Origin of the sequence: Oceanobacter sp. 1_MG-2023 (assembly GCF_030689025.1) — a bacterium.
GTDB lineage: Bacteria > Pseudomonadota > Gammaproteobacteria > Pseudomonadales > Oceanobacteraceae > Oceanobacter.
This window is the reverse complement of the sequence record NZ_JAUYWA010000035.1, coordinates 1-25,094: the sequence shown is the minus strand read 5'-3', so window position 1 is coordinate 25,094 and position 25,094 is coordinate 1. Positions and strand designations below refer to the sequence as shown.

The 25,094-nt window shown below is 54.2% G+C and carries 19 protein-coding genes; 12 read left to right on the top strand and 7 right to left on the bottom strand.

Annotated elements, in window-relative coordinates; all coding sequences use genetic code 11:
* Positions 1-435: 435 nt before the first annotated feature.
* A complete protein-coding gene (tyrS, locus tag Q8W22_RS15870; RefSeq protein ID WP_305453040.1) occupies positions 436-1,734 on the bottom strand; it encodes a tyrosine--tRNA ligase in 1,299 nt (432 codons plus the stop codon).
* Between the two features lie 144 nt (positions 1,735-1,878).
* On the opposite strand from tyrS, the gene Q8W22_RS15865 reads away from it, so the two are divergent.
* Both Q8W22_RS15865 and Q8W22_RS15860 read left to right on the top strand, forming a co-directional pair.
* Positions 1,879-3,138, top strand: coding sequence for a peptidoglycan DD-metalloendopeptidase family protein (locus Q8W22_RS15865; RefSeq protein ID WP_305413699.1), 1,260 nt, complete (start codon positions 1,879-1,881; stop codon positions 3,136-3,138).
* Complete coding sequence (locus Q8W22_RS15860; protein ID WP_305453039.1) at positions 3,135-4,238, top strand: anhydro-N-acetylmuramic acid kinase; 1,104 nt, start codon at positions 3,135-3,137, stop codon at positions 4,236-4,238. Before Q8W22_RS15865 ends, Q8W22_RS15860 begins: the two co-directional genes overlap by 4 nt.
* A gap of 39 nt (positions 4,239-4,277) precedes the next feature.
* Here the strand turns inward: Q8W22_RS15860 and erpA are convergent, their stop codons facing one another.
* The 4 genes from erpA to argC are packed head-to-tail and all read right to left on the bottom strand — an operon-like array spanning position 4,278 to position 6,928.
* A complete protein-coding gene (gene erpA, locus Q8W22_RS15855; protein ID WP_303431383.1) occupies positions 4,278-4,625 on the bottom strand; it encodes an iron-sulfur cluster insertion protein ErpA in 348 nt (115 codons plus the stop codon).
* A 55-nt stretch (positions 4,626-4,680) separates the two neighbouring features.
* Positions 4,681-5,106: a polymer-forming cytoskeletal protein gene (locus Q8W22_RS15850; RefSeq protein ID WP_303431382.1), complete on the bottom strand. Its 426-nt coding sequence runs from the start codon at positions 5,104-5,106 to the stop codon at positions 4,681-4,683.
* A gap of 12 nt (positions 5,107-5,118) precedes the next feature.
* Complete coding sequence (locus tag Q8W22_RS15845) at positions 5,119-5,859, bottom strand: DUF6776 family protein (protein WP_303431380.1); 741 nt, start codon at positions 5,857-5,859, stop codon at positions 5,119-5,121.
* 31 nt (positions 5,860-5,890) lie between these two features.
* Positions 5,891-6,928: an N-acetyl-gamma-glutamyl-phosphate reductase gene (argC, locus tag Q8W22_RS15840; RefSeq protein ID WP_303431378.1), complete on the bottom strand. Its 1,038-nt coding sequence runs from the start codon at positions 6,926-6,928 to the stop codon at positions 5,891-5,893.
* A 129-nt stretch (positions 6,929-7,057) separates the two neighbouring features.
* On the opposite strand from argC, the gene Q8W22_RS15835 reads away from it, so the two are divergent.
* The 4 genes from Q8W22_RS15835 to Q8W22_RS15820 all read left to right on the top strand — a co-directional run bounded on the left by Q8W22_RS15835 (position 7,058) and on the right by Q8W22_RS15820 (position 11,364).
* A complete protein-coding gene (locus Q8W22_RS15835) occupies positions 7,058-8,833 on the top strand; it encodes a chloride channel protein (RefSeq protein ID WP_305453038.1) in 1,776 nt (591 codons plus the stop codon).
* 57 nt (positions 8,834-8,890) lie between these two features.
* Positions 8,891-9,313: a protoporphyrinogen oxidase HemJ gene (gene hemJ / locus Q8W22_RS15830; RefSeq protein WP_303431376.1), complete on the top strand. Its 423-nt coding sequence runs from the start codon at positions 8,891-8,893 to the stop codon at positions 9,311-9,313.
* A 111-nt stretch (positions 9,314-9,424) separates the two neighbouring features.
* A complete protein-coding gene (hemL, locus tag Q8W22_RS15825; RefSeq protein ID WP_303431375.1) occupies positions 9,425-10,720 on the top strand; it encodes a glutamate-1-semialdehyde 2,1-aminomutase in 1,296 nt (431 codons plus the stop codon).
* Positions 10,717-11,364, top strand: a complete 648-nt coding sequence (locus Q8W22_RS15820; protein WP_303431374.1) for a hypothetical protein — start codon at positions 10,717-10,719, stop codon at positions 11,362-11,364. Before hemL ends, Q8W22_RS15820 begins: the two co-directional genes overlap by 4 nt.
* Positions 11,365-11,435: 71 nt before the next feature.
* Here the strand turns inward: Q8W22_RS15820 and Q8W22_RS15815 are convergent, their stop codons facing one another.
* Together Q8W22_RS15815 and mrcB are read right to left on the bottom strand one after the other, a co-directional pair.
* Positions 11,436-11,939: a M48 family metallopeptidase gene (locus Q8W22_RS15815; protein ID WP_305453037.1), complete on the bottom strand. Its 504-nt coding sequence runs from the start codon at positions 11,937-11,939 to the stop codon at positions 11,436-11,438.
* Positions 11,918-14,329 carry a penicillin-binding protein 1B gene (gene mrcB, locus Q8W22_RS15810; protein ID WP_305453035.1) on the bottom strand — a complete coding sequence of 804 codons (2,412 nt, stop codon included), beginning with the start codon at positions 14,327-14,329 and terminating at the stop codon, positions 11,918-11,920. Before mrcB ends, Q8W22_RS15815 begins: the two co-directional genes overlap by 22 nt.
* A 422-nt stretch (positions 14,330-14,751) precedes the next feature.
* On the opposite strand from mrcB, the gene glnE reads away from it, so the two are divergent.
* From glnE to Q8W22_RS15780, 6 genes are all read left to right on the top strand, one after another.
* Entirely contained in the window at positions 14,752-17,700 is a 2,949-nt protein-coding gene (gene glnE, locus Q8W22_RS15805; RefSeq protein ID WP_305453033.1) for a bifunctional [glutamate--ammonia ligase]-adenylyl-L-tyrosine phosphorylase/[glutamate--ammonia-ligase] adenylyltransferase, read from the top strand.
* 23 nt (positions 17,701-17,723) lie between these two features.
* Positions 17,724-18,653 carry a branched-chain amino acid transaminase gene (locus tag Q8W22_RS15800; protein ID WP_303431370.1) on the top strand — a complete coding sequence of 310 codons (930 nt, stop codon included), beginning with the start codon at positions 17,724-17,726 and terminating at the stop codon, positions 18,651-18,653.
* A gap of 135 nt (positions 18,654-18,788) precedes the next feature.
* Positions 18,789-21,716, top strand: a complete 2,928-nt coding sequence (locus Q8W22_RS15795; RefSeq protein WP_305453032.1) for an SNF2-related protein — start codon at positions 18,789-18,791, stop codon at positions 21,714-21,716.
* A 43-nt stretch (positions 21,717-21,759) separates the two neighbouring features.
* Positions 21,760-23,016, top strand: coding sequence for an RNA-binding domain-containing protein (locus tag Q8W22_RS15790; protein ID WP_305453030.1), 1,257 nt, complete (start codon positions 21,760-21,762; stop codon positions 23,014-23,016).
* Positions 23,013-24,269: a DUF6880 family protein gene (locus Q8W22_RS15785; protein ID WP_305453028.1), complete on the top strand. Its 1,257-nt coding sequence runs from the start codon at positions 23,013-23,015 to the stop codon at positions 24,267-24,269. The genes Q8W22_RS15790 and Q8W22_RS15785 overlap by 4 nt, the downstream gene beginning before the upstream one ends.
* A 63-nt stretch (positions 24,270-24,332) precedes the next feature.
* Positions 24,333-25,037 carry a DNA methyltransferase gene (locus Q8W22_RS15780; protein WP_305453027.1) on the top strand — a complete coding sequence of 235 codons (705 nt, stop codon included), beginning with the start codon at positions 24,333-24,335 and terminating at the stop codon, positions 25,035-25,037.
* The last annotated feature ends 57 nt before the right edge of the window (positions 25,038-25,094 follow it).

Here is a 25,094-nt window from a genome sequence, read left to right as displayed (position 1 = left end):
TCACGTAAATGAATTATCGACGAGTTCTTACTTCTTGATAATCTTGACTTCAGATCATCTCAGTAAGCACCCACACGTAATTGTCTAAATACTTTGTTAAAGAGCGTGCTTCGTTTATCTCGAAGCGGGCTGCGCATTTTACAGAACTTAATCTCAATGTCAACCACTTTCTTTCAATCTTTCCGATGAGGCCAGCGCGTTGCGCTTTCACCTCAAATCGGAGGGCGCATTCTATATTGCTTAGCCAGAATGTCAACCCTTTATTTCTCTTCCGCTTCGACCCATAAGATCTATTGCTTGGAGAGGAGCGCGCATTCTAGAGATATTCTTTAGAGTGTCAACCCCTTTCTTTCAACTGCAACACCTGGTGGCGTTGTTGTCTCGAGAGCGGCGCATTATAAAGATACCACCCAAGAGGTCAACATTTTTCCACACTTATTTTTGTTCAAACAGGTGGTATTTCTTTTTCCCCAGTTTCACCAGGAAGAAACGCCCATAAAGTGCTTTATCGGCCGCAAAGCACTCCGCTGTTTTCATATTGTCTGCCGCTCCCTTCGCTTCACCATTAACAAGTACAGCCTGGCGTCCAAGAGCATCTTTGACTTCCCGCCCGGCACTGGCCATCCCGCAGTCTGTCAGCAGGGTTGTTAGTGGGGTTTCTGTAATTGCTGCCAGATCAAGGTCACTGGCAGGCAAGCCATCCAGTTTGATTTGCTCCAGCTCCGCTTCAGACAACAGCGAAACGTCACCAGCAAACAGGGCTTCGGTAATACGTTTGGCTGAAGCCAGCGCCGCATCACCGTGAACCAGGCGGGTCACTTCATCGGCCAGAATCGGCTGCGCTGTTTTACGTCCCTGGATCTCAGCATCCGCAGCCTCAATCTCCGCTATTTGTGCAACCGGGAGAAAGGTGAAGTAACGCAGGAATTTATAGGCGTCGGCGTCGGCGGTATTAAGCCAGAACTGATAAAAGGCGTAAGGAGAGGTTTTACTGGCATCCAGCCAGATCGTGCCGCTTTCTGTCTTGCCGAACTTGGTACCGTCCGACTTGGTTACCAATGGCATGGTCAGGCCGAAGACCGATTTGCCAAACATACGGCGGGCAAGATCAACACCACCAACGATGTTACCCCACTGATCTGAACCACCGATCTGCAGCGTGCAGTTCCCACGGTTGGCCAACTCGGCAAAATCGAAGGACTGTAGCAACATATAGGTGAATTCAGTGAAAGAGATACCAGCCCCTTCGCGATCAAGGCGCTGCTTGACGGACTCTTTCTGAATCATGTTGTTGACGGAGAAGTGCTTCCCCACATCCCGCAAGAAGTCGAGTATTGTCATATCCCCGACCCAATCGAGGTTATTCACAACATCGGCACTGTTGTCGCCGCAGTCAAAATCGATAAACTGACTGACCTGGGCTTTCAGTTTTTCTACCCAGCCAGCAACGACGTCAGGTCCGTTCAATTTGCGTTCCTGCGCTTTGAAACTGGGATCACCGATCAGGCCGGTAGCCCCACCAACCAACGCAAATGGGCGATGCCCCGCAAGTTGGAAACGTTTCAGCATCAACAGGGGAACCAAGCTACCAATATGCAGACTATCTGCTGTTGGATCGAATCCACAATAAAGTGTACGCATGCCAGATTCGAGATGTTGAATCAGTTCTTCATCTGCGGTCGCCTGGTTTAGCAATCCACGGGCTTTCAAATCTTCGATCAATGCAGCTGTCATGACATACTCTAGAGGTGTCTGATAAATAGGGAAAATGAAAATACCTGATCGATGTGCAAAATCAAGCACACTGGTTAAAATGCCCTCAGTCGCTAATATGCAGATATTCGCTCGTTTTCTCGTTTCAGGAACTATTTACCCGTTATGGCTGAGCCAAGCAGATTCCAATATTTTCCAGCCACTCACCTGGCCGGCGTCATTATCGCATCCATCCTTATTCTCTTGATTCTGCTTTGGCCTTCAGGTAATGCTCGTCAAGTTACCAGTCTTAAAGTTGCTCTCCCCGAAGCCACCATTCAGGCAGCGGAACCGGAAGTAAAGTGGGAACAGGACAAGGTAAAGTCCGGCGATAGCCTGTCCACATTGTTCAGCCGCAACAATCTGAGCGCTGCCGATGTGGTTACGATTGCCAGCAAGGTGCCGAAAGAGGCGATTCAGCTTTACCCCGGGCAAGAAGTACGCTGGGAGAGAAATTGGGACGGCCGCGTCAAGGCACTGGAAATTCCATTATCGCCACTGGCCCGCCACCGTATCGACCGGGCTGATGATGGTGCGGTCAATTATCAGCTGATCGAGCGCGATGCCGAGTACATTCCCCATTTTGCCAGCGCAACCATTAATAATTCGTTGTTCCTCGACGGTGAACGGGCTGGCGTACCGGAAAAAATCCTGATCGAACTGGCCGGTATTTTTGGCTGGGATATCGACTTTGCACTGGATATCCGCACCGGGGACCACTTCAGCCTGATTTACGAAGATGTCTTTCTCGATGGCGAGCAGATTGGCAATGGCGATATTCTGGCAGCCCGCTTTGTTAACCAGGGCAGAGAGATCACCGCCATACGCTACGAAGACAAGGACGGCAACGCCAACTACTACACCCCGGAAGGGCTCAGCATGAGAAAAGAGTTCTTGCGCAACCCTATCGACTTCGCCCGTATCAGCTCACGCTTTAATCTTGGCCGCAGACACCCGGTTCTGAACACCATTCGGGCCCATAAAGGCACCGATTATGCCGCCGCAACAGGTACTCCGATCAAGGCTGCCGGTGATGGCAAAATCATTTTTGCCGGACGCAAGGGAGGCTATGGCAACGTGGTTATTTTGCAACATGGCACACGCTACCAGACACTCTACGCCCACATGAACAGTTTTCACCGCAGTGTGCGCCGGGGCCGATCCGTCAAACAAGGGCAAATCATCGGTTACGTCGGCAGCACTGGTCTCGCCACCGGGCCGCATCTTCATTATGAGTTCCGGGTCGATGGAGTGCACAGGGATTCGTTACGCGTCAAACTGCCCAAAGCCCAATCCATTGCCGCGGCAGACAAGCCGGCATTTCTCAAAAAAGCCCACGCCATGCTGACCTGGCTGGATGGCTATCGCGTCAGTATGATTCAATGATGCCGTCTACTCCGGAGCGGATCTTTATCGGCTTAATGTCAGGCACCAGCGCTGACAGTATGGACGCTGTGCTGACTCGCAGTGATCACAACGGTTTTTCTACCCTGGGGTTTGCGTCTCTGCCTTATCCTGCGGACAAACAGCAATGGCTCAGGCACTCGGCATTGGCAGACCAGCTGCCAGTTAATGAAATCATGCACCTTGATCGCTTTATTGCGACAGCCAGTGTTGCCGTTATCCAACAGTTGCTGAAACAGTACGATGTCGCAGCGGCTGATGTTTGTGCAATTGGCAGCCATGGTCACACACTCAGACATCAAAGCCAGCCGGATGGTTTTACCTGGCAAATTGGCGATCCTTCCTGGATTGCCGAGCATAGCGGTATCTGCTGTGTTGCTGACTTCCGTCGCCGGGATGTCGCCGCTGGCGGGCACGGTGCGCCACTGGTGCCAGCGTTCCATCAACTGGTCTTCGAGCAACCAGACCAACAACGCATGGTGCTGAATATCGGCGGTATCGCCAACCTGACCATACTCAAGGGTGCTCACACCCTCGGCTTTGATACCGGCCCAGGCAATGCCCTGATGGATGAATACTGCCAGCGCTACTTGAACCTACCCTGCGACCACAATGGCGAGATCGCCGCCAGTGGCCAGGCAGACCAGGCCCTGGTTGACGACTGGCTGGCGGCTGCGTTTTTTACAGCTCCTCCTCCCAAAAGTACAGGTCGAGAGCAGTTTTCACTACCACGGCTGGAAATACCGCTGCGAACCATGAAAGCGGCGGATGCACTGGCCACACTGACTGAATGGACGGCCCGCAGCATCGCGCTCGCAGTACAACAGTTTGGTCACGCTCAAGGGGAATTATTGATATGCGGTGGTGGTTTGCATAATCGCAGCCTGATCGATCGACTCGCCGCTCATTTACCCAACCACCAGCTGCGCAGTACTGCAACGGCAGGGATTCACCCGGGGTGGATAGAAGCCGCGGCCTTTGCCTGGCTGGCAAAGCAGACGCTGGACTCGTTGCCGGGCAACCTGCCGGGGGTCACAGGAGCCAGAGGCCCACGTATACTGGGTGCGATTTACCCAGCCTGAAACAGCCACTATCCCGTGTGAGTAGTGGCTACAATGGGTCTAGACAGAAAAGGACGAACCACAGCCACAGGTTGCCGTGGCAGCGGGATTGTTAACCACAAAGCGAGAGCCTTCCAGGCCTTCCTGATAGTCGATCACCGATCCCGTCAAATAACCGTAACTCAGAGAGTCCACCAGCACACGCATGTTCTCACGCTCGATGAAGAAATCATCTTCTGCCCGCTCATCATCAAACGTGAAGCCATACTGAAACCCGGAACAGCCACCACCGGTAACAAACACTCTCAGACACAGCTGGTCGTCAGCCTCATCAATCAGCAGCTCTCTCACCTTGGCTTCAGCAGCCGGGGTCAATTCGATAGGGTCAGCAGATACGACAGCATTCATGGCGGGACTCTGGCTCAGTCTGGAAATAACATCATTATGCGATTACCTGACTATTTTAGTCAACTTTAACCGCTGTCGCCGCGGTGGCTTTGCCTTTTTTGGCCGGCGCATCGGCAGTCTGGTGCTTCAGCTGGCCATTGACCGATGCCCCCAACACCATTTCCATCATCTGGTAGTACACATCCCCAGTGACTTGCGCGTCTTTCGCCAGCTCGATGTATTCCCCAGCGTGTATATCGCCAACAACAGGGCCATTGATAATGATATTCGGTGCATGTATCTGCCCTTCTACCCGGCCCTTGTTACTGACCCGGACCACCGCACTGCTACCGGCTTCTGCAATCAGATTACCTTTGATAACACCATCCACATGCAAACCACCGGAGAAATGGATATCACCGGTAATGGCCGTTTTGGAAGAAATCAGCGTGTCGTACTGAACGTTGGAGCTGTTGCCACTTTTGTCTTTTGAATTAAACATGCAGGGGTTCCTTTATAGAGTCCAATCATAGGTTTGTTCAACACGACGGGATTTTTTACCCGTTGGCTGGGCGACAACATTCACGGTTTGGGGGACAAAGCCGTCCGGTAATACCAGCTCACCGGACAATTCCTGGAAGTAGCGGAAACGGAAACGCCCCGTAAACCCAGAATCCAGTTGATTCAATGACACTGTTTGCCTGCCACCCTGGCTGTTTTTACCAACCACATTGACGGTTGCTGTTCCGGCAACCGGATTGCCGTTGTCAGCCACCTGGGTCAGCATCAGCTGATAGCGGTACCGGCTTTCTCCCAGACTGTCGAAAACCAGACCATGAATCTTCAAGCCTTTTTCAACGGCATCCGGGTCCATAATGCTCTTGTAGAAAGCCACATCCCGTTCCAGATCATCGACCTGCTGCTCCAGACTGCGGATTGAGCCACGCACCGAGTCAGCGGCATAGCGATCAACTTCCCCGCCTTTTTCGAGAATACCCACATGCTGGGTCAACTCAGTAATCGTTTGCTCATTACGCGACAGGTCACGCAACAACTGATCCCGCTCGGTCTGCAACGAGTCCAGCAAACGATAACTGCCCACCCAGCCCGCGGCAAAACCACCTGCAGCGACGAATACCAACAGGATCAGTATCCAGAATCGAGGACGGGGAGCACGTCCTGGGTGCTCAAGGGATAAAATAACCAGCTCATCTTGCGAGCTGCCCTTTACGGCAGCTCCTGGTTTCAAAGGCATGATGAATCCTCGATAATCGCCATGGAATCAATCACGGCATCAATGCAACGTGATTCAGACCGGCCGCTTCGTCCAGACCAAACATCAGGTTCATATTTTGTACCGCCTGCCCAGAGGCACCCTTGACCAGATTATCGATCACCGACAGCACCACGATTTGGCCAGTATCGGCATGACGGTGGATCGCAATACGACAGACGTTGCTGCCCTTCACGCTACGTGTCGCCGGATGGCTGCCCGCTGGCATCACATCCACAAATGGCTCATTGGCATAACGGGCTTCATACAGTGCCTGCAGGTCCACACTGGCATCCAGATCGGGAGCAAAAGCGTATAACGTCGAATGAATTCCCCGCACCATCGGCATCAGGTGTGGCACAAAGGTCAGTGCCACCGGCTTGCCAGCAAACCAGGACAAGCCCTGACGGATTTCCGGCAAATGACGATGCCCGGCAACCCCGTAAGCCATGACCGACTCACTGGTTTCGCATAACAGCGACCCGACCTTGGCCCCACGACCGGCACCGGACACCCCTGACTTGCAATCGGCAATCAGTGTTTGTTCCGGCAGCAGGTTGTTTTCCAGCAGCGGTAAATACCCCAGTTGCACCGCGGTCGGGTAGCAGCCTGGCACGGCAATCAGTCGCGCGTTACGAATCTCATCACGTTTGACTTCTGGCAAGCCATATACGGCTTCCGGCAATAGCTCACGAGCGCCGTGGGGCTGGCCATACCATGCCTCCCATTCGTCGGCATCCTGAATACGAAAATCAGCCGACAAGTCGATAACGCGCGTTCCGGTGGCCAGAATCTCTGCCGCCAATGAATGGGCAACTCCATGCGGAGTGGCAAAAAAGACCACATCGCAGGCTCCCAGCGTTGCGGTATCCGGCACGCTGAACGTCAGATCGGTATGGCCGCGCAGGTTGGGATACATATCGGCAACCGGAGTACCGTCTTCACTTCGGGATGTAATTACGCGCAACTCAACGTCCGGATGGTTGACCAGAATGCGTAGCAATTCCACACCTGTATAGCCGGTGCCACCAACAATACCTACTTTGATCACGCGATTACCTCTGTTTAAACCATTTCCTGCCATAAGCGGGGGCAGTTCATCCCGAAGCCGCTTATAATACCGCTTCTTGATACTCCTTCCAGTCACGTTGCACATTCCTTGCAAACACAGAGGTTTGGTTTGCTACTGAAAACTCGCAGCCAGCAATGGCTACAACACCTGACGTTATCCGATAATCCGCTGGGTCTCGCGCTGTTGGCGCTGCTGGCAGGCATCGCTGCAGCACTGGTCATTACCCTGTTTCGCCTTGCCATTGCCTGGCCGCTGGAAATATTCCTACCGATGGCCAGCGAAGATGACTACGAGGCACTCAGTGCCATCACCCGGGTTGCCTTGTTGCTTGGCGGCGGCCTGCTGCTGATCCTGCTGTTCCAACCCCTCTCCCCGGCACAACGCAGCGTTGGCGTCACCCATGTCTTGATGCGTATGGAACGCCATCAGGGTTATATGCCCGCCGCCAATCTGGTACTGCAATGGCTGGCTGCCGCCATTGCGCTGCTCAGTGGTCACAGCGTCGGTCGTGAAGGCCCGGCGATTCATATGGGCGCCGGAACCGCCAGTCAGTTAGGGCAAGCTGCCGGGGTTGCCCACCATCGTCTCAGGATTCTGGCCGGAGCAGGTGTGGCCAGTGCCATTGCGGCGTCTTTTAATACGCCAATGGCCGGGGTGATTTTTGCCATGGAAGTGGTGTTGCTGGAATACAACCTGCGCGGCTTTATTCCTATTATTCTGGCGTCGGTTGCCGGGGCGGTAATCAGTCAGGTCGTGTTTGGCAGTGCCACCGCCTTTGATGTTCCACCACTGGCCATGCACTCCCTGATTGAACTGCCTTATGTGGTCGCCCTCGGTCTGACTTGTGGCTTGCTGGCCACCGGGTTTATTACCCTGACCCAACGCTTTCAGGCACTGGCACCCAGCCCGCTCTGGGTTCGCTGGGGGGGCCTGACCCTCACCACTGCCGCCATTGCCTGGTGGCTGCCGGGCATTCTGGGGATCGGCTACGACACCGTGAATGCCGCTCTGGCGGGTAATGTCGCGATCGGGCTGTGCCTCGGCTTATTGGCTGGCAAGCTGGTATTGGCTGCGTGGGCCTCGGCAGTCGGATTTCCTGCCGGTCTGATTGGTCCAACGATGTTTATGGGAGCCTTGGCCGGAGGTATTTTGGGCAAGCTGTCCTTGTTCTGGATGCCGGACTATCCGGTCGAAATCGGTTTTTACGTCATGCTGGGCATGGGTGCCATGATGGGTGCGGTACTGCGAGCCCCGCTGGCGGCGTTAATTGCGTTGCTGGAGCTGACCGCCAATCCACACATTATCATGCCTGGCATGCTGGCCATTGTGATTGCCACTCTGGTCGCCGGTGAAGTATTCCGGCTGCCTTCCATTTTCCAGGTCCAGCTGGGCAATAATGGCCTGTATCAGCCACCGCATCCGGTCCAGATGATGTTGCGCAGTACCTGGGTAGCAGAAGCCTTGAGCCGATCCCTTGCAATCAGCGCTCGTCATATCAGCCTGCAGGCCGCTCGACATCTGATCGACCAACAGACCGATTGGCTTTATATTGAAGACGAGCAGACCATTTTGCCGCCCGCTGAGCTGGCCGAATTTATCGATAGCCAGGAAAGCAGTAACGTCGGCAGTATTGCCGAGGAGTCCTCATTGCCAGCCGATATCGACCTGCTTGGCATACCTGCCGAGCGTTTCAGCGTTGGCCGGATTGCCCTTAAAGCCAATCTGCAGGATGCTCTCGATCATATGCAGACTCATGACTTACACTGGCTGGCGGTGTATCGTCGCGATCCGGATTCACGTAAAGGCCCTGGGCCTTGTGTTGGTCTGGTATCGCGAGCCATGATCGAACGCCACTATCGTTACCGGCCACAAATTATCCGCTAGCAGTGCCGCGACAGCGGTGCTGCAACGTCATTCAAAACACCATTCAGGATGTTATTTATGCTTTGGGTCAAGGCTTTCCATATTATCGCCGTGATCACCTGGTTCGCCGGTATTTTCTATTTGCCGCGCCTGTACGTCTACCATGCGGCGGCGGAAGACACAGCCTCCCGCGAGCGCTTCAAGATCATGGAACGCAAACTCTATCGTGGCATCATGTGGCCTTCGATGGTGGTAGTCATCGCCCTGGGCACCTGGCTGATCAGCTTTAATCCTGCTTACTACCTGCAAAGTGGCTGGTTACACGCCAAGCTGGCGCTGGTTGTCCTGCTGGTCGGCTATCACCTGTATTGCGGCAAGCTGAACCAGATGTTCAAACAGGATCAAAACCATCGCAGCCATGTATGGTACCGCTGGTTTAACGAACTGCCCGTCTTTGTATTGATTGCGATCGTCATTCTGGTAGTGGTCAGGCCGTTTTAACAGGCCGTTTAAATAGTCTGTCCAGGCGCTGATCAGGGCCTGGACGCACAGTAACGATACCGGCCATTGCGGTGCCCCGTACCGAAACAAACAGATTCAAGAGAGAACTCCATGAGCTATAGCACGACCAAATCACAGGCCCTGTTTGCATCCGCCCAGCAGCATATCCCCGGTGGCGTCAATTCCCCGGTACGCGCCTTCAAGGGTGTCGGTGGCACGCCAATTTTTTTCGATCACGCCAAGGGCGCTTATGTCTACGATGCCGACGACAACCGCTACGTCGACTATGTTGGCTCCTGGGGGCCGATGATTCTGGGCCACAGTGCGCCGCAGATTCTTGAGGCAATCACTGCCCGCATGGGAATGGGGCTGAGTTTTGGTGCTCCAACCGCGATTGAAAACGATATGGCCAGCGAAGTGTGCAAACTGATTCCATCAATGGATATGGTGCGCATGGTCAATTCCGGTACCGAAGCCACCATGAGTGCCATTCGCCTCGCCCGTGGCTACACCGGCCGCGACAAGCTGGTGAAGTTCGAAGGTTGCTATCACGGCCACTCAGACTCGCTGCTGGTCAAGGCCGGTTCCGGCATGATGACGCTGGGCGTGCCCACGTCCCCTGGCGTCCCGGCTTCCGTGGCAGAACATACCATCACACTGGACTACAACAATCTCGACAGCGTGCGTGAGTGCTTCTCCCGTATGGGTGATCAGATCGCTTGTGTCATTATCGAACCCGTCGCAGGCAACATGAACTGCATCCCACCGGCCAAATCCTTTTTGCAAGGGCTGCGAGAGCTGTGTGATGTGCACGGTATCGTGCTGATCTTTGACGAAGTCATGAGTGGTTTCCGGGTCGCCCTTGGCGGCGCACAAGCCTATTACGACATCGTTCCGGACATGACCTGCCTGGGTAAAGTGATCGGCGGCGGTTTACCCGTCGGTGCCTTTGGTGGCAAGCGCGCCATTATGGAATGCCTGGCTCCACTGGGGCCTGTCTATCAGGCCGGAACACTGTCTGGTAACCCTTTGGCCATGGCCGCCGGTCTGGCGATGCTGAAAGAAATCCAGCATGACGGCGTCTATGAGCAACTGACCGCCCGCGTCGACCAGATGCTGGATGGCTTCAAGGCCGCGGCAATCAAGCACCAGATTCCATTCACCTTTAACAAGGCCGGCTCCATGTTTGGCCTGTTCTTTACGGAACTGGACAAGGTCGAGAACTTCCGTCAGGTCGCCGACCAGTGTGATGCCGACCGCTTCGGCAAATTCTTCCATGGCATGCTGGAGCAAGGGGTGTATCTCGCGCCATCGGCGTTCGAAGCAGGCTTTATGTCACTGGCTCATACTGAAGCCGACATCGAGTACACCATTGCTGCCGCCGACAAGGTTATGGCTGCACTGTGATGATCCTGGCCGCTCTCTGTCTGCTCGCTGCCGCGCTGGTATCAAGCTGGCAGAACCGTCCGGCAACGTCGCGCCAATGGCCAGGCTCGGCGGCTGGGCGTTTTACCGCCGGATTGATTTTGGTGGGTTATGGTATCACCTCGTTACTGACCGCCTGGCTAACCAGCGACGGGGTGCAACATACCGCCCTGCTGATGCAGCAGCTGAGCTTGTACGCCGCGTTGCCGATGCTGGTATCCAGTCATCTGGCCGAACGCCTGGGTTATAACTGGAATCGCCAGATCTGGGGCCGGATTTTCTTGGGCTGGTGTGTGGTGTTCGAGCTGACGCGCCGCAGCAACGTCCTCGAATGGGTACTGATTGCGACACTGATTATCGGCCTGGTCACGCTGCTATTGCCCTGGATACTCTCGGCATTACGCCAGACCGATCTGACGGATGGCGGCAAACGCAGCTGGCAACGGGCGTACTTTCCGGTGATTGCCTGGCTGCTGCTGTGCTCAGGACAGGCCACCCAGTCCACCACCGATCCTGTGGTTCAAATGGCTGGACTGACGCTGGCATTGATCGCGCTGCATAACGCTCAGCCGTTGTCTTATCAGATGGCCAAGCGCGGATCAGACAACAAGGCCACACCGTCCTAGGCACACCGTCAAACACATGCACCGCCATGGAATAAACAGAGCGCCGACCCGCTGCGCTCTGTTTATTCCGTTTATCCTTGCATCAAATCCGCCCTTAATTGTGCCGCTTCAGCCTGCTTGCCCTGATCTTCCAGTACATCCACCAGCAACCACCGGATACGCTGGCTCAATCCCTTGTCACGACTGAACAACAACCCACGCCGCAATAATTGCTCTGCTTCTTCCGGCCGATGCATTTGCCAGCTCACCCAGCCCTGACGATAAAAAATAGCCGCATTCCGTGGCTGGATCTGGCGCGCCTGATCCAGATAACTCATGGTCTTCGGCCAGTTACCGCCCTGCCGTGCCTGCTCTGCCTGTTTTAATAGCGCACTCACTGCCGGATGATGCTGGCCCTGATCCAGTGTCGCCAGGCCACCGGCTTGCCAAACCGTCTCCTCATTGGCCGCGGGTGCGGTGGTGGTATCCGGTGCCATCACCTGTGTACTGCTACAACCAGCCAAGCCTGCGAGCAGTAGTACTACCGCCAGCCACTCGATGCGCTGCTTTACATTCAAAACAACCAATCCAGCCATCCTTTCCGCTCTCCTTCTGTGGGTTTACTCACCGTTTGGCAAGGTTTTGGTACCTGTTTGATGGCACTGATCGGCATCGGCATGGAACGCCCGTCACAACCGTCTTCCAGAATCTGTCCATCCGCATCCACTACCACCGATGGCAAACCAGTGGGTAACAGTGGCTCAACACCAGCCTGAGCAAAGGTTTGCTGCCAGATAGGTAATGCCGCTGAGCTGCCCGCCAGCGGCATCGGTTGGTTGTCGTCCCGACCAACCCAGACGACGCCCAGATGACGGTTATCAAAACCGGCAAACCAGGCATCCCGTTGCTGATCACTGGTGCCGGTTTTACCCGCCAGCGGGCCAGCAAACCGGGTTAATAATTTTTTCGCCGTGCCATCGTTCACCACTTGCTCAAGCCCGTAGCGCAACCAGTCGACCTGTTCTGCTGCGACGCCCTGATGCCCATGTATCGCGTACGACGACAAGGTCTTGCCACTGGCCGTTGCTACCGCCTCTACCGCCCGCAATGGCATCACAAACCCTCGCGCAGCCAGCGTTTGATAAACCCCGGCCACTTCCAGTGGTGATAATTCCTGCGACCCCAACAGCACCGATGGATACGGCGGCACCTCTTGTTGCAGGCCAAGATCATTAAACGTCCGGGCCACCTGCTCCAGACCCACTCGCATACCAATACGCGCTGTGGCCTGGTTATAGGAATGGCTCAGGGCATCCACCATCGGCACCAAACCATGGCTTTTGCCATCGTAGTTTTGCGGCTGCCAGAGTTGGCCATCCTGCCCCGTCACCTGTACCGGGCTGTCATCCACCAAAGTGCCCCAGTGGTAACGGCCACTGCGCAACGCCGCCAGATAGACCACCGGTTTGGCCAGCGAACCGATCGATCGACGTGCATCCAGCGCCCGGTTGAAACCAAAATAACCCGCTTGCCGCCCGCCGATCATGGCACGTATCTCGGCCCCATCCACACTGGTAATCACGGCCGCCGTTTCCAGCTTGCCTGCCAGCGCCGGATAACGGGCTTCAAGCCGGTCGAGCTGGGTCGTGGCCGACACTTCCAGTGCATGCTGAATCCAGGGGTCCAGCGTCGTGAAGATATTCAGCCCTTCGGTTTCCAAATCCTCGCGGCGGTAATCTTCTTGTAGCTGTTTGCGCACCCGCTCCAAAAATGCAGGATACTCACGCTGACTGACCCGCTGGCTGTCGGCGGTACGCAGCGGCTGACGGCTGACTTCCAGGTAACGGTCCTGCCCAATCAGCCCTTGTTTGGCCATTAACCCCAACACCAGGTTACGACGTTCTAGCGCCCGTTGTGGATGTCGCCGCGGATTATAATAAGACGCTCCTTTCACCAGTCCAACCAGGGTGGCGATTTCTGCCAGCTCCAGCTCTTGTACCGGTTTACCAAAATAAAAGCGGGAGGCCAGACCAATACCATGAATGGCCCGGCGACCCGCTTGCCCCAGATACACTTCATTCAGGTAGGCTTGCAGAATCTCGGCCTTGCTGTGATGCAGCTCCAGCAGAATCGCCATCAAGGCTTCCTGCGCCTTGCGCATCAAGGTGCGCTCACTGGTTAAAAAAAAGTTTTTGACCAGCTGTTGTGTCAGTGTCGAGCCACCCTGCACAACACCACCGGCTTGAATATTGGCCACCAGCGCCCGGCTAATGCCTCGTAATGAAATACCATGATGTTCAAAAAAGTGGTTGTCTTCCGTTACCACCAGCGCAGCCAACAGATCGCTGGGCACCTGATCCAGTGTCACCAGTTCACGATCTTCGTTATGGGACGGGAAGATACCGCCAACGTATTGCGGCTCCAGCCGGACCAGCGGCACCGCCTTGCCATTTACCGACAACTGTTCGACCCGCTGATCCACCAGCGTCAGCTCAATCACCGCCTGCGGTTGCGGCCCGTCCCAGAAATTCACCTGGCGACGATGAATTCGCCAGCGGGATCCTTGCTGCTGATAGCGGCCCGGGCGAGACACGGCCCCGGACTGATAATCCGTCCACTCCAGTTCCGCCTGTAACTGTGCCGGCGGCAACAAGCGACCGGGGTATAACAGCAGTGGCCGGGCATATACCCGGGCAGGCAAGGTCCATTTTTTGCCATCAAACTGTTGCTGTACCTGAGCATCCAGAAACACCATCCAGACACCCAGTACCAGCATACCAACCAGCCCCAGCTGCCAGCTGATGCGCCAGGCAGTACGCCAGCGTGACGGTTTACCGGCCCCCGACGTTGAGGCTTTCTTGGCCGTTGGCGCTTTTTTGGCCGTGGTGTGTTTTTTCGGCGCTTGGGCACGCTTGGGAGACGGCTTGGCAGTTTTGGTCGTTGCAGCGGCTTTGGGTTTTGAGCCCGCCCTGGCACTGTTATCCACGGCCCTGGTCCGTGATGCTGGCTTTTTTGGGGCAGGCTTTTTTGGAGCAGGCTTTGAAGACGCTGAAGTGGCTTTGGAAGTCGGTTTGGCGGCTTTCGAGGCAGGCTTGGCAGGCGTTGCTTTCGAACTGCCGTCTGTTTTGCCCCGCGCAGGCTTGTTGGGAGTTTTACCAGTCATAACAATGACAATCATCCGGTCTGTAAATACAAAAATTGACCACGCGCTGGCATGGCCCAAACACTATGACCAGAAGTCTAACAGCCGGTGCCTGCCCTTGGCCGATATATCGGTCGCACAACGTCCGGGCAACACCGGATGTCACGTAATTGACAGCATCTTATTCCTGGCCAAAATTCGCCGTCCCCATGCATCCATTCCACAGAGCGCTTACACTTGGAAAAAACAAACGGATACCTACCATCATGACGGAACGGCTCGAACACCGCTGGCAACAAATCAATCACCAACTGACGGACACCGGTGCCCGCTTCGATTTCGACTGGCCCAGCCTTTGGCAATCCCTGCCGCCGCAACAGCAACAACAACTGCGCAAGGTCTTGCTGGTCAGCCAGTACGTGGTTGATGCGCTACCAAAAGACAGCGACTACTTTGTCCAGCAACTGCAAAGCAATCAGCTCAGCCAGCCGGTAAGCCGGGCGGACATTGGACAGTGGCTGCACGACCTGAACGAGCACAGCGGGCAAGAAGCCGAACCGGTACCGACAACCGGTATCAGTGAAGAGCAATGGTTACACCGCCTGCGTATATTACGCCGCCGGGTCATGGTGCAAACCATCTGGCGCGATCTGCTGCGCCTCGCCGATACCCTCACCACTACCCGCACGGTATCCGACCTTGCCGATGAAGTGATTTGCCAGAGCATCCGGTATTTTGAGCAGCAATTGCAGCAACGGTACGGCGCTCCCATGGGTAAGGCATCCGGCCAGCCGCAGTCATTACTGGTACTGGGCATGGGGAAACTCGGTGCCTACGAGCTGAATCTCAGCTCCGATATCGATCTGATTTTCAGTTACCCGGAATCCGGCCAGACCAACGGCAAAAAATCCATCAGCAACCAGGAGTATTTTGTCAAACTGGGCCAAAAGCTGATCGGGGCATTGGATAAACACACCATCGACGGTTTTGTTTTTCGTACCGATATGCGCTTGCGCCCTTATGGCCAGAGCGGCCCTCTGGTGATGAACTTCGACTCCCTCGAAGAGTATTACCAGAACCAGGGTCGTGACTGGGAACGCTACGCCATGGTCAAGGCCCGAATTCTGACCGGTGAAGACACTCCGGCGGCACAGGAGCTGCTGGCCATTCTGCGGCCCTTTACCTATCGGGTGTACATCGATTACAGCGCCTTTGAATCCCTGCGCTCGATGAAAGCCATGATCAACGCCGAAGTGCGTCGTCGTCGCCTCGACGACAACGTCAAGCTTGGGCCGGGTGGCATTCGCGAAGTGGAATTTATCGTCCAGGCATTCCAATTGATTCGTGGCGGCCAGGAAAAACAACTGCAACAACGCGCACTGGTGCCATTGCTCAATATACTGATCGACGATGGCTATCTACCCGCCGATGCCGCCCATGAATTGCGTGATGCCTATCTGTATTTACGCGACGTCGAACACGCCCTGCAAGCCCTCAATGATGAGCAGACCCAGCAACTTCCCACCGAGGCTGAAGCCCAGGACCGCATCGCTCTGGCGCTGGATTGCGACCATTGGGACGCCGTTGAACAACAGCTCAGCCTGCATCGCAGCCATGTCAAACACCACTTTGCCAATATCGTCTGCAATGACGATGACGAACAACCTAACGACAGCAATGACCACGTCTGGGTCGACGTCTGGCACGGTGATCTGGCAGATGAAGCCCATACCCATCTGAGCCACCATTGCCCAGTCATGCTGACTACCGAATTCAGCCAATGTCTGGCCAACTTCCGCCACTCCCGCGCCGTAAGCAGCATGCAGGCCATCGGCCACGACCGGCTGGAAACCCTGATGCCGCAACTGCTGTACGATTTGAGCCAGTGCCCGGAGCCACTGAACACCTTACAGCGACTGATTCCCCTGCTGGAAGCCGTCCTGCGTCGAACCGCTTATCTGGTGCTACTGAAAGAAAACCCCCAGGCCCGTACCCAGCTGGTACAGCTGTGCGGCGCCTCGGAGTGGGTCGCACACTACATCACCCAGATGCCGTTGCTACTGGATGAATTGCTCAACCCCGCCACGCTCTACCACCGTCCGCAACGTCACGAATTACAAGAAGAACTGCAACTGCGACTGTTACGTATCGACCAGGACGACCTCGAACAACAAATGGAAGCCCTGCGCCAGTTTGTGCACGCTCACAAACTCCGAGCCGCGGCAGGTGAAGTGATGAATGCTCTGCCGCTGATGCACATTTCCGACTACCTCACCTGGATAGCCGAAGTCGTACTCGACAATGTCATGCAGCTGGCCTGGCAACAAATGACCAACAAATACGGCTACCCGGCCAACCGCCAGGGCGATGCCGTCACCGAGCCGGAATTTATCATCGTCGGCTACGGCAAGGTCGGTGGTCTGGAAATGAGCTATAGCTCCGACCTCGACCTGGTTTTTCTGCACAACAGCTGGAATATGGGCAGCACCCAGGCCAGCCCGGCAGCGGGGCAACGCAGTATCGACAACAACGTGTTCTACACCCGCATGGGTCAGCGCATGATCCATATTCTCACCACCCAGACCCGCTCCGGTGATCTCTATGAGGTCGATATGCGCCTGCGCCCGTCCGGCAACTCCGGCATGATTGTCGCCTCGCTCAAGGCCTTTGAAGAATACCAGGCCCACCATGCCTGGACCTGGGAACATCAGGCGCTGGTGCGCGCTCGCGTGCTGTGCGGCAACCCGGAACTGGCCGCCGCTTACAATCAGATCCGTCGCCAGACGCTGGCACAACCACGGCCATTGCCCACTCTGAAAGAAGAAGTCCGTTCCATGCGCAAGAAAATGCGCGAGAACTTGGGCATGGCAGAAAAATCTGCCGATAAATTCCACCTCAAACAGGATGCCGGGGGTATTGTTGACATCGAGTTTCTGGTTCAATACGGGGTTCTGGCCTGGTCACACCAATATCCAGATCTGTTAGCGGTAACCGACAACATGCGTTTGTTGGATTCGTTTGAAACAGTCGGCCTGCTCGATTCACAAGATCGTCAGACCCTGCAGGAAACCTACCTGACCTACCGAGCCGAAACCCACCGGCGCGCGCTGCAGAACACAAACCTGATTCTGGACCAAACGCAGAGCCAACAACTTGGCTTCGACGAGCGCCGCGAGGGTGTGACCCGACTGTGGAAACTCTGGATAGAAAACTAATTTACATTTTTTGAGAGGTCCTTATGCAACCTTCCATGTCTGACCGTGATGGTCTGATCTGGCTAGACGGCGAGTTGGTAAACTGGCGTGACGCCAAAGTCCACGTTCTGACTCATACCCTGCACTACGGCATGGGCGTTTTCGAAGGTGTGCGGGCTTATAACACAGACGAGGGTGCGGCGATTTTTCGCCTGAAGGAGCATACCGACCGCCTGTTTAACTCTGCTCACATCCTCGGGCTGAAAATGCCATACAGCAAAGCAGAAGTTAACGAAGCCCAACGCGCCGCCGTACGTGAAAACAACCTCGACAGTGCTTATATTCGCCCGATGGTTTTCCTCGGTTCCGAAGGCATGGGCCTGCGTGCTGACAACCTGCGCGTGCACCTGATGGTCGCAGCCTGGGAATGGCCCGCCTACATGGGCGAAGATGCCAAAACCCAAGGCATCAAAATCCGCACCTCCAGCTACACTCGCCATCACGTCAACATCACCATGTGCAAGGCCAAGGCCAACGGCAATTACATGAACTCGATGCTGGCCCTGCGCGAAGCCCTCGACAGCGGCTGTGAAGAAGCCTTGTTGCTCGACAACGAAGGCTACGTCGCTGAAGGCTCTGGCGAAAACGTCTTCCTGGTCAAAGACAAGGTGATCTATACCCCGGAACTGACTTCCTGCCTGGACGGCATTACCCGCCGCACCATTATGGAATTCGCCCGTAACCTGGGTTACGAGGTGCGTGAAAAACGCATCACCCGCGACGAAGTCTACATTGCCGATGAAGCTTTCTTTACCGGCACCGCCGCCGAAGTACTGCCGATTCAAAGCCTGGATGGCCGGGTTATTGGCGCCGGACATCGTGGCCCGATCACGGAACAGCTGCAAAGCATGTACTTTGAACAGGTGACCGGCAAACGTGATTACAAACCTGAGTGGCAAACAGCGGTAAAATAATCCTCTGTGGCAACCATAAAAAAACCCCGCTCAGAGTCATCTGACGGGGTTTTGTTTTTCCCGGATTTCGATCAATATCGGTTATGGTCACATCAACCAGTACACCTCGCAGTCGCAACGGATATTGATTCAGTTATGGAAACCAGTAGCCAAAACCAGCAAGAAAACTCCGGCTCTCACTCCCTCTTTAGCGAGCATCAGGGTACCTACTTCGCCTATTGGCTGACGCAATCAACCAACCAGCAAAACCGTATTTCACAGACTGTTGCCTCCTCTCGAGTCGACATGAACCCCCATCAAGTAGAGGCCGCTTGCTTCGCACTCAAGTCACCATTGGAAAAAGGCGTATTGCTAGCCGATGAAGTTGGCTTAGGTAAAACCATTGAAGCCAGCCTGGTCATCGCTCAAAAATGGGCCGAGCAAAAACGTAACATCTTGCTAGTCGTTCCAGCATCCCTACGCAAACAGTGGTCACAAGAGCTGCAAGACAAATTTGAATTACCTTCCATCATCATCGACAGCAACATTGCCAAAGGCCTGAAAAAAAAAGGGCTATCCAATCCGCTCCAACACGTCGACAAAATCGTCATCGTTTCCTACGAATACCTGGCTCGGCAAAAGCACCTGAGCCAGCTCATCTGCTGGAACCTGGTCGTCTTCGACGAAGCCCACAAGCTACGTAATCTTTACCAAAAGCGCGGCAATCAACGCGCCAAAGACATCGTTGCCGCCACAGTAACAGCCGAAAGCCGTATATTGCTGTCAGCCACCCCCATCCAGAACAACCTAATGGAACTGTATGGCCTGAGCAAAGTCATTGACGAACATTATTTTGGTGATGAAAAATCATTCCGTCTTGCCTACGCCAACCGCCGCCAGGACAAAACCGCCCTGGAAGACCTGAAACAACGTATACAGCCACTGTGTCATCGCACCTTGCGACGCCAAGTACAGCAAGAAGGCGGCATCAACTTTACCCGACGCTATTCAATGACCCAGGACTTCACTCCTGCAGAAGACGAGTGGCGCCTGTATCAAGATTTTTCCGACTACCTCAGAGATACCAGCACACTCGCGATTGCACCTCAGGCTCGACAACTGGTTTGCATGGGCTTACGCAAAATACTGGCATCCTCATCATTTGCCATCTCAGGTACCCTTGAACACATGATCAAACGGCTGACCATGGAGCAGACCGAAGCCATTGATGAACGCGTACTAACGGACCTGGAAGAGGCCGACGACTGGCTCGACCAAGACTTTTCGAGTAACGACAGTGACGACCTCACCGATCCATCATCGACGCTGGACACTAATGCTCAAACCAAAGCAAAAAAACTGACCGTCGAAATTGAACGGTTACAAGATTTTCAGCAGCTGGCCACCAACATCACCACCAACGCTAAAGGCGACGCCCTGCTGGCCGTCCTACAACAAGCGATGGACTTCACCGAAAACCTCGGCGGCCAACGCAAGGCCGTTGTTTTCACCGAATCTTGCCGAACCCAGCAGTATCTGCAAAAACTGCTCGAAGCCAATGGTTATCGCGGCCAAACCGTGCTGCTTAACGGCACTAATAACGACCCTAACTCCAAAGCAGTCCATCAGCGTTGGAAAAAACGACACCAAGGGTCAGCTCGCATCAGTGGTTCCAAAACCGCCGATATGAAAGCCGCCATCGTCGAACACTTTCAAAGCGACCAGGCCAGCGTGCTGATTTCCACCGAAGCCGGTGGCGAAGGGATAAACCTGCAGTTCTGTTCGGTACTGGTCAACTACGACCTGCCATGGAACCCACAAAAAGTAGAGCAACGCATCGGCCGGGTGCATCGATATGGACAAAAAAACGACGTTGTTGTCGTCAACTTCGTCAATCGCAAAAATCCTGCCGACCAGCGAGTATTTCAGTTACTCAATGAAAAACTGAATTTGTTTGAAGGCGTCTTCGGCGCATCCGATGAAATTCTTGGAGCCATATCCAACAGCATTGATATAGAAAAACGTATTTTTGAAATCTACCAAAAATGCCGCAGCGACGAAGCAATAGAAACCGAGTTCAACCGCCTGCAAGAAGACATGAAATCCATTCTGGAGATCAGAGAAGAAACCGCCCGTTTATCACTGCTCAACCACTTTGACCGAGATGTGGTCACCACTCTGAAAACCCGACGCGACGAAAGCAACGACTTTCTGCGGGAATACGAACAGGTACTGCTGGATCTCGCCAAAGCCGAACTGCCCGATGCCGACATCAATCGTAATCACTTTAACCATCTGGGCAAACGTTATGATTTAAGCTGGACACAAGCGCAAGAAAATAGCTCCGAATTTTTCCGGTTACAAGCCAATGAACACTACCTCGCCTGGGACTTGGTACGTCAGGCCAAACAACGCCAACTAACATTAGCCAGGCTGAAATTTCAATACGACCAGATGGAAGGTCAATACGCCGACTTAAAACCCTGGATTGGCCAGCACGGCATACTTCAGGTCATCAACATTGTCTTCCATTACAACAAGGGAAAGAGTGTCGAAAACCACCTCCTGGTATTGGCTCAAACAGACGCTGGCCACCGTCTTAGCCTACAAACCGCCGCACACCTGATGCGTGTCCCTGCGACAACAACCACAGCAACGACAACCGCACCAAGCCAAGCCGTACACCAACAGTATTTCGCTGAGTGGACAGCACAAGTGCTCGAAGAAAAAACCCTGCAAACTGAACAGCAACTCGATCAATACCTCGAACAGGAAAGCACCAAACTGGAACGCTGGGCAGAAGATAAACGCGCCGCACTGATGCAAACCGCCAAAGAGCTGGACGAACAGATCGCCAGCTGCAGAAAAGAAAACCGCCAACTGGCCTCCACCACAGAAAAAATCAAAGCCAAAAAAGCCCTGCGTAAGCTGGAACGTCAACGAGATGATGCCCTGACCGAATACCACCAGGCAAAAAAACAGATTGAACAGCAAGAAGATGAACTACTCGACGAAGTCAGCGAAAAACTGGCACTGACCAGCGAAGTAACCATACTATTCACACTCGAGTGGGAACTGGGCTAATCACCGCCCCTGGCAACCATCCATATATTGAATCGGAAACATCATGATCAGCCGAGAACAACTGGCCAAAGACTTACTGTACTACATTCGACTGGGTGAAGACTCCAGTATCGAATTCAAGGCCGTTGAATTTGCAGGCAACCGACCGATCAGCCCCAACAAAGACAAAATGGCCCACGAATTGGCCGCTTTTGCCAACGCCATGGGGGGACGCATGGTGCTGGGAGTCAATGACAAAACCCGCGACGTCGAAGGCATCAATGACGACCAGGTCGCTAGCACCGAAGAATGGATCGTCAACATCAGCCAACAAAAAATTGAACCACCGGTACGAATCCACACCCGTTTGTTACAGCTACCCAATCGGGCTGGCGTCCTGAAAACCGTTATTTATATTGAAATTCCCCGCAGCATCGCCGTACACCAGAGCGCCGGGCGTTACTACCAGCGCATTGGCTCCACCAAACAGGAAATGAAACCGGAAATCCTAGCCCGACTGTTTCAACAACGCTCACAATCCCGACTGATACGATTTGACGAAACTCTTGTAACTGGCACCAGCCTGCAAGACATAGACAGCAGTCTGAAACAGCGTTTTTTACGCCGCGGCACCCCGGAACAACAGCAATTTCATAAACTGCACCTGAGCGCCAGCGACGAATTCTTTCCCGAACAGATCGGCTTGTCACTCAGTGGCGTGCTATTACTCACTGTCGACCCAACCCAATGGCTCAGCAACGCCTATATTCAATGTGTGGCCTACTCTGGCAGTGAACGTGATGCCAACGACCAGCTGGATGCCCAGGACCAAATCGGCCCGCTCGATCAGCAAATCAATGCCGCTTTTGACTTTGTCCGCCGCAACATGCGCACTGCCGCCGCCAAGTCCATAGGCCGAGTGGATATTCCCCAATATGACCTCGGTGCAGTATTTGAAGCCATCGTCAACGCCGCAGCACACCGCGACTACTCCATGACAGGCCGCCGTATCCGCCTGCATATGTTTACCGACCGACTAGAACTGTTCAGCCCTGGCGACCTGCCCAATAGCCTGACCCTCGACGGCCTGATGGAAAACACCGTCACCCGCAACGAAGCCCTGGTTAACCTGCTCAGCCGTTACTACACCGCCCGTGCAGCAACCGATCGCCAGGCCCTGATCGAACGCCGAGGTGAAGGCGTGCCAAAAATCATTAAAAACAGCATGGCTCTCAGTGACCGCGAACCCGAATACCACCTGACCGATGGAGAACTCAAACTCACCATTTGGGCTGCCAGCAAGGACAACTACCAGCCATGAATGTATCAAAACACATCAGCAAACTGCCAAAAGCCCAGCTGATCCATATTCTCAAACACCTGGTTGAAGCAGATGAAGCAATAGCGGCTGAAGTAACAGACATGGTAGTAAGATTTCAGCAAAACTTACTGAAACCCCCAGCACAAATCGGCAAAATTCGCGCCGCCATTCAACAGCTGCAACAAATGCCGGATTTCCACTCAAACGGTTACCCCACCGGCTTATCAGAAGACCAGCAACTACTGCAACAGCTTAAGGCCATCGACCAATTGCCCCGGCCCACCTGCTTGCCCCAGGCCCTGCAACTGACCGAAGACATAATGAACCTGACGGATCATTTGTATTCGTTCATTGACGACTCGAATGGTGATCTGAGCAAAGCCTTTGAGCAGGCCAGAGCCTTCTGGTTATCATTGGCTACTGAACTGCGCCAACATCAGCAAGACGCCCGGCTCTGGAAAGACGCAGTACTGTACTGGTTTAACCACAACCACTACGGCTGCTTCGACAACCTGCTGCCCAACGCCAATCAACTGCTAAACCACGAAGAACTGCGGCAACTGGCCTGGCAATTTGAACAAGACGCTCGCGCTGCCGCCAGACCAATCCAATCAACTGGTTATAACAAAACCGGCAGACTGACCTCTATAGGTCTCGATTGTGTCGGCATGGCGCTGCAAGAGTACAACCTGATAGAAAAAGCCGTACTGATTGGCAGCCCACAACCCAACAACCCGCAAATGGTCCGTCTGGTTAACGCCGCCATAACGCTAACGCTGAAACAATTTGAACGGGCACAATACTGGCTGCAACAACCCAGCGTTTATTGCCTTAACTCGTACCTGCAACTGGCTACCCCGGAACAGTACCAACAACTGCAACCACAAGCAGAACAACACGCCCGCGCAGCGGCGCGCCTGGAAGATGCAGTTGGCATCTGTTTACTTATCTACAATACCGCGCTGGCCGCCGAACTGCTGCGCCAGCGAGCCAACGAAACCAGCAACACCGTCTACCCCGGCCTGCTTGACTGGCTTAACCACTTCCACCAACAGCAACAGTGGCTGGCCTGTACACTCTGTTATCGAGCCCTGATCAACGACATCCTCAATCAGGGACGCGCCAAAGCCTACCACCATGCTGCCAACGACCTGCAAGCCATGCTACAGCTGACCCCGCTGATTAACGACTTTGCAGGCCAGATGGATAACCAGCAATATTGGCAACACCTGCCGCCAACAACACCCGCGTAAATACAGCTTCTAGCAGCAACTGAACCTGCCGTTGTACCCGGCAGCCAACGGAAACAACAAGCAATGAAAACTGAACATCCAGCATCAATATCCACCCAACTGGACGGCCATTCGTTAAACATCAGTAAACAGCGTCGGCAAGCCTTAAAACAACTGTTTCCCAGCGTATTCACCGAAACCCGTAATCACAACGGCGAACTGGTACAAACCATCGACTTTGAACGCCTGAAAGCCGAACTGGGGACATTCAGTGACGTATACGACAACCGCCGCGAACGTTACGGCATGGAATGGCCGGGAAAACGCGACTGTTTAAAAGTAATCCAGCAACCCAGTCTGGCAGCACTGAAACCCTGCCGGGAAGAATCCGTCGATTTCGACACCAGCAACAACCTGTTTATTGAAGGTGACAACCTCGAAGTACTGAAGCTGCTGCAAAAAAGCTACTACGGTGCGGTCAAGATGATTTACATCGACCCGCCCTACAATACCGGCAAGGAATTTATTTACCCGGATAACTTCAGTGAAAGCCTCGATACCTACCTGCAATACGCCGGATTAAAAGACAGCGCCGGACGCAAATTTACCAGCGCCAACGGCGACAACCAAGGCCGGTTCCACACCAACTGGTTAAATATGATGTACCCGCGCCTGTATCTGGCGCGCAATCTGTTGCGTGAAGACGGCGTGATTTTTATCTCTATTGACGATAATGAAGTTGAGAACCTGCGGCGTTTATGTAACGAGATCTGTGTAGTGGTCAACTAATCCCGGACAGTATTTTAAAGTTTTCCTCAGCTGCAACGGGCGAAATGCCGTCGTTGA

What these genes read in the sequence shown, in the direction of transcription:
- hemL (WP_303431375.1), top strand. Translation starts at nt 9,425, where the DNA reads ATGAGCTATAGCACGACCAAATCACAGGCCCTGTTTGCATCCGCCCAG.
- Q8W22_RS15850 (WP_303431382.1), bottom strand. Translation starts at nt 5,106, where the DNA reads ATGTTTAATTCAAAAGACAAAAGTGGCAACAGCTCCAACGTTCAGTAC.
- Q8W22_RS15860 (WP_305453039.1), top strand. Translation starts at nt 3,135, where the DNA reads ATGATGCCGTCTACTCCGGAGCGGATCTTTATCGGCTTAATGTCAGGC.
- erpA (WP_303431383.1), bottom strand. Translation starts at nt 4,625, where the DNA reads ATGAATGCTGTCGTATCTGCTGACCCTATCGAATTGACCCCGGCTGCT.
- glnE (WP_305453033.1), top strand. Translation starts at nt 14,752, where the DNA reads ATGACGGAACGGCTCGAACACCGCTGGCAACAAATCAATCACCAACTG.
- Q8W22_RS15790 (WP_305453030.1), top strand. Translation starts at nt 21,760, where the DNA reads ATGATCAGCCGAGAACAACTGGCCAAAGACTTACTGTACTACATTCGA.
- Q8W22_RS15815 (WP_305453037.1), bottom strand. Translation starts at nt 11,939, where the DNA reads ATGGCTGGATTGGTTGTTTTGAATGTAAAGCAGCGCATCGAGTGGCTG.
- tyrS (WP_305453040.1), bottom strand. Translation starts at nt 1,734, where the DNA reads ATGACAGCTGCATTGATCGAAGATTTGAAAGCCCGTGGATTGCTAAAC.
- Q8W22_RS15785 (WP_305453028.1), top strand. Translation starts at nt 23,013, where the DNA reads ATGAATGTATCAAAACACATCAGCAAACTGCCAAAAGCCCAGCTGATC.
- Q8W22_RS15800 (WP_303431370.1), top strand. Translation starts at nt 17,724, where the DNA reads ATGCAACCTTCCATGTCTGACCGTGATGGTCTGATCTGGCTAGACGGC.
- hemJ (WP_303431376.1), top strand. Translation starts at nt 8,891, where the DNA reads ATGCTTTGGGTCAAGGCTTTCCATATTATCGCCGTGATCACCTGGTTC.
- Q8W22_RS15795 (WP_305453032.1), top strand. Translation starts at nt 18,789, where the DNA reads ATGGAAACCAGTAGCCAAAACCAGCAAGAAAACTCCGGCTCTCACTCC.
- Q8W22_RS15780 (WP_305453027.1), top strand. Translation starts at nt 24,333, where the DNA reads ATGAAAACTGAACATCCAGCATCAATATCCACCCAACTGGACGGCCAT.
- Q8W22_RS15865 (WP_305413699.1), top strand. Translation starts at nt 1,879, where the DNA reads ATGGCTGAGCCAAGCAGATTCCAATATTTTCCAGCCACTCACCTGGCC.
- Q8W22_RS15845 (WP_303431380.1), bottom strand. Translation starts at nt 5,859, where the DNA reads ATGCCTTTGAAACCAGGAGCTGCCGTAAAGGGCAGCTCGCAAGATGAG.